This window comes from Micromonospora sp. D75 (assembly GCF_018070405.1).
In the GTDB taxonomy this organism is placed as follows: domain Bacteria; phylum Actinomycetota; class Actinomycetes; order Mycobacteriales; family Micromonosporaceae; genus Micromonospora; species Micromonospora chalcea.
The window spans coordinates 1-1,909 of record NZ_JAGPXV010000869.1; the positions used below are offsets into that span (position 1 = coordinate 1).

At 75.4% G+C, this 1,909-nt stretch carries 3 protein-coding genes; all 3 read left to right on the forward strand.

All coding sequences use genetic code 11. The features are described from left to right. Positions 1–613, forward strand: a 613-nt coding sequence (locus KBX39_RS30110; RefSeq protein WP_210873793.1) for an ABC transporter ATP-binding protein, incomplete at its 5' end; no start/stop codon positions are given. Beyond that, complete coding sequence (locus KBX39_RS30115) at positions 610–1,365, forward strand: ABC transporter permease (protein ID WP_043329516.1); 756 nt, start codon at positions 610–612, stop codon at positions 1,363–1,365. The genes KBX39_RS30110 and KBX39_RS30115, both read left to right, overlap by 4 nt. Continuing rightward, positions 1,362–1,909: TetR family transcriptional regulator (locus tag KBX39_RS30120; RefSeq protein WP_210873795.1), on the forward strand; the 548-nt coding region annotated here is incomplete at its 3' end. The genes KBX39_RS30115 and KBX39_RS30120, both read left to right, overlap by 4 nt.

Genomic DNA, 1,909 nt, shown 5'->3' on the forward strand with positions numbered 1-1,909 from the left:
GGCCAGCGGCTGCGGCCAGACCACGCTGATGCGCGCGGTGGTCGGCGTGCAGTCGGTCGGCTCCGGCGCGGTCGACGTGCTCGGCCGCCCGGCCGGCTCGGCCGACCTGCGCCGCCGGGTGGGCTACCTGACCCAGGCGCCGAGCGTCTACGCCGACCTGACGGTGCGGGAGAACGCCCGCTACTTCGCGGTGCTCCAGGGCCGGGGCCGCGCCGAGGCCGACCGCGCGGTCACCGACGTCGGCCTGGGAAAGGCGGCCGACCAGCTCGTCGGCACGCTCTCCGGCGGCCAGCGCAGCCGCGCCTCGCTCGCGTGCGCGCTGGTCGGCGAGCCGGAGCTGGTCGTCCTCGACGAGCCGACGGTCGGCCAGGACCCGGTGCTGCGGGCCGACCTGTGGGCCCGGTTCCACGCCATGGCCGCCGCCGGCACCACGCTGCTGGTGTCCAGCCACGTGATGGACGAGGCCGCCCGCTGCGACCGGCTGCTGCTGATCCGCGAGGGCCGGCTGGTCGCCGACGACACCCCGGCCGCGGTCCGCGCCGCCACCGGGACCGACGACCTGGAAGAGGCGTTCCTGCGCCTGATCCGCGACGCCGAGGGAGAGGCGCGATGAACGGACGGATCCTGGCCGCCACCACCGGGCGCATCCTGCGCCAGCTCCGGCACGACCGGCGGACCGTGGCGCTGCTCGTGGTGGTGCCGTCGGTGCTGCTCACGCTCGTCTACTTCATGTACGTCGACCAGCCCGCCCCGCCCGGCGCGCCCAGCACGTTCGACCGGGTGGCCCTGATCATGCTGGGCTTCTTCCCGTTCATCATCATGTTCCTCGTGACCAGCATCGCCATGCTCCGCGAGCGCACCACCGGCACGCTGGAGCGCCTGCTCACCACGCCGCTGGGCAAGCTCGACCTGCTGTTCGGGTACGGCATCGCGTTCGGCCTGGCCGGGGTGCTCCAGTCCACTGTCGCGTCGGTCGTCGCGTACCAGGTGTTCGGCCTGGAGACCGCGGGCAGCGCGTGGCTGGTCGTGCTGATCGCCGGGGTGAACGCGGTGCTGGCGGTGGCGCTCGGGCTGTTCTGCTCGGCGTTCGCCCGCACCGAGTTCCAGGCGGTCCAGTTCATGCCGGTTGTGGTGGCGCCGCAACTGCTGCTGTGCGGCCTGTTCGTGCCGCGCGACCAGATGGCCGGCTGGCTCCAGGCGGTCAGCGACGCGCTGCCGCTGTCGTACGCGGTCGAGGCGCTGCAGGAGGTCGGCGCGCACGCCGAGCCGACCGGGACGATGTGGCGGGACGTGGCGATCGTGACCGGGGCGGCGGTGGCGGCGCTGGTGCTGGCCGCCGCGACGCTGCGCCGGCGCAGCGGGTGAACGCGCGGCGCACCGGGCGGCGGCCCGGCACTCCGGACACCCGCGAGGCGATCCTCGCCGCGGCGCGGGAGGCGTTCGCCGAGCGGGGGTTCGACGCCGCGTCCATCCGGGCCATCGCCGCGGCGGCGGGAGTGGACCCGGCGCTCGTGCACCACTACTTCGGCGGCAAGGAGGAGCTGTTCCGGGCCGCGACGGCGTTCCCGGCCGACCCGGGACGGCTGCTGCCGGCGGTGCTCGCCGGCGGCCCGGACGCGCTCGGCGAGCGGATGGTCCGGGTGTTCCTGGAGGTCTGGGACTCCCCCACCGGCACCGCCGCGGTGGCGCTGCTGCGCTCGGCGGTCAGCAACGACTGGACCGCGCGCCTACTGCGCGAGTTCCTGGTCACGCAGGTGCTGCGGCGGGTGCTCGACCAGCTCGACGACGACCCGGCGCAGCGCGCGCTGCGCGGCGGCCTGGTCGCCACCCAGCTCGCCGGGCTGGCGATGATGCGGTACGTGCTCCGCCTCGACGCGGTCGCCACCGCCGAGCCGGCGACGCTGGTGGC

What these genes read in the sequence shown, in the direction of transcription:
- KBX39_RS30115 (WP_043329516.1), top strand. Translation starts at nt 610, where the DNA reads ATGAACGGACGGATCCTGGCCGCCACCACCGGGCGCATCCTGCGCCAG.